Raw genomic sequence first — 2130 nt, forward strand, 5'->3', positions numbered from 1 at the left:
CCCTCACATGGGAGTTCTCAGGTCAAGAGGCTGTGCGGTAGAGCGTGCAGCCTCTTTCCTTCCGCACAATCATATCTGTTCTACCTTGCCGGTTCGGCTGCCAGCCGCAGCAATGAACCAAAACAGCGCGCCTGCAATAGCGCCTAATAGGGCAATTTGGCCGACGTAGTAGAAGTTCATCAGCCATCCGTAAGTAGTCAAAGATCCGTCGATGACGGTTGATCGTCCATCAATGCTCGCATTATCCGGTCGACTTATTAACGCGAGCACGAGCCAGGGAAGAGCGGCGACCACTGCACCAGTCGCAGCGCAGTTGATGATTGTCGCATTGACGTGTCGGCGTAACATGAAGAACGCCGGGAGCCCGATGATAAAGGCTGGAGGGTAAGCGCCAAACACGGCAAATGCCACAGCGCTCCGCCAGATCCGTTCGAGCGGATCGGTGATGCCCTCATATGCTGGCATAGCAATAGCCATCAACAAGGCGGCTGCGCCCGGGACCACTACAAAGGCGAGGATCACCCGCCAAATTGAAGGATAGGTGCGCTTGGCTCGTGCGGCGTACATGACGCCAGCTTATCGCTTTGTCGTCGCCATTCCAGATCAATCGTCAGGAATGGTCAGAGCGTCAGGCCATGGTCGTCCTCCTCAATTTTTGGATCACTGGCCTGAGCCTGTTGCAACAAGCGTCCCGGTGACCGGTCCGCTCTAACCTCACATCCGGTCGCCGCTCGTGCGCGGCTGCACCACAATCCCGCTTGCGTCGGGTCTGGCTCAGGAGACGGGACCAACCTTTTTTTCGGCATCTGAAGCCAACAGGGACCTCCGGTCCGTCCACCTGGATCCGGCAGGGACGATGCCCTGCGGGAACTCGTATCGGGTTACGTGCTCATGCGGCCTTCAGCAGCGCGCCTGCGGGCACCACGCCGGCCGAGACGAACTGCCACAGCGCGATCAGCAGCTTGCGTGCGACTGCCACGATCATGACCCGCCGCGCGCGACCACCGTTCGCGCCCACCCGCTCCGCGTACCACTTCGTCAGCTCCGAGTCCGGCTGATGACGCAGCCACAGCCAGGCGACCTGGATCATGGTCGTTCGCAACCGCTTGTTGCCCGCCTTGGACACGCCCTGCTCCCGGTCCATGCTGCCGCTTTGCCACGGTGATGGGGCCAGCCCGGCATAGGCGGCGACCTGTCGTCGATTGCTGAAGCTGCGGAAGAACGCTTCTGCGTGCAGCACGCCGGCGAACTCAGGACCGATGCCGCGCAACTGGATGAGCCGGGGACCAGTGTCCGCCTCACCGGCGGCATCCGACCGCGGCTCGAGCAGCGCGTCGCGCTCGGCTTCGACCTGCTTGATCTGGCCGACGACCATCTCCAGCCGGTCCAGCTCGCGCTCGATCTCGCGGCGAACATGCCGGGGCAGCGGTCGTCCATCGCCGGTCACCAGTTCGTCCAGCCGCGCCCGCCGGTCGGCGCGCAGTGGCTCGTAGTCGCCGACCCCTTGCGCGAACAGCAGGCCCTTGATGCGGTTGACGTGCCGCACCCGCTCCACGACCAAAGCCCGCCGCTCGCGCGAGATGCGTCGCCGGTCCTCGTCCTCGACGCTCGGCACCGCCACCATCGCACACACCCGCGGCTCCCCGCGCTTGTAGGCCAGCAGCGTGCGGACCAGCGCCTCGCCGTCGAGCTTGTCCGTCTTGGCGCGCCGGCTGCGTCGTGAAGCGGCAATCGAGGCGGCGTCGACGACGTAGCTCTCGATACCCTCGCGCACCAGGCAGCGGTGTATCCAGAAGCCGTCGAGGCCCGCCTCCTGGATGACGACCAACGGGTACTGCTCGCCTGTCCGCTCCCGCGCCTTCGCCTGTAACTGCGCGAACCGCTCCAGGAGTGCCGGCACGTCGCTGCCCTTCACCTGATGCCGCGAGATCCGCTCGCCGCGACCCGGCGACAGCGACGTCACCAGCCAGGTGGAGCGGCTCAGCTCCAGCGACACGAAGATTGCGTTCAGCTGCGTGCTGACGGCGGCATGGCATGAGACGGACACGGGCACGGGCAACCTCCTTCACGACAAAGCGGGAAGGTCAGTCTGCCTCAACCGGCGCCAGCCCGCGCCCATGGGATCTTTTT

At 64.4% G+C, this 2130-nt stretch carries 2 protein-coding genes; both read right to left on the reverse strand.

Translation table 11 applies throughout. The features are described 5' to 3' along the window. Positions 1-69: 69 nt before the first annotated feature. The gene (locus MF610_RS18945) at positions 70-567 is read right to left on the reverse strand and encodes a hypothetical protein (protein ID WP_242201904.1); all 498 of its coding nucleotides are present in this window, start codon (positions 565-567) and stop codon (positions 70-72) included. Positions 568-889: 322 nt separating this feature from the next. Beyond that, positions 890-2047 (reverse strand): IS110 family RNA-guided transposase, encoded by a 1158-nt coding sequence (locus tag MF610_RS18950; protein ID WP_174435570.1) that lies wholly within the window; start codon positions 2045-2047, stop codon positions 890-892. Between the last annotated feature and the right edge of the window lie 83 nt (positions 2048-2130).

This window comes from Sphingomonas hankookensis, from assembly GCF_022664465.1.
Taxonomy (GTDB): domain Bacteria; phylum Pseudomonadota; class Alphaproteobacteria; order Sphingomonadales; family Sphingomonadaceae; genus Sphingomonas; species Sphingomonas hankookensis.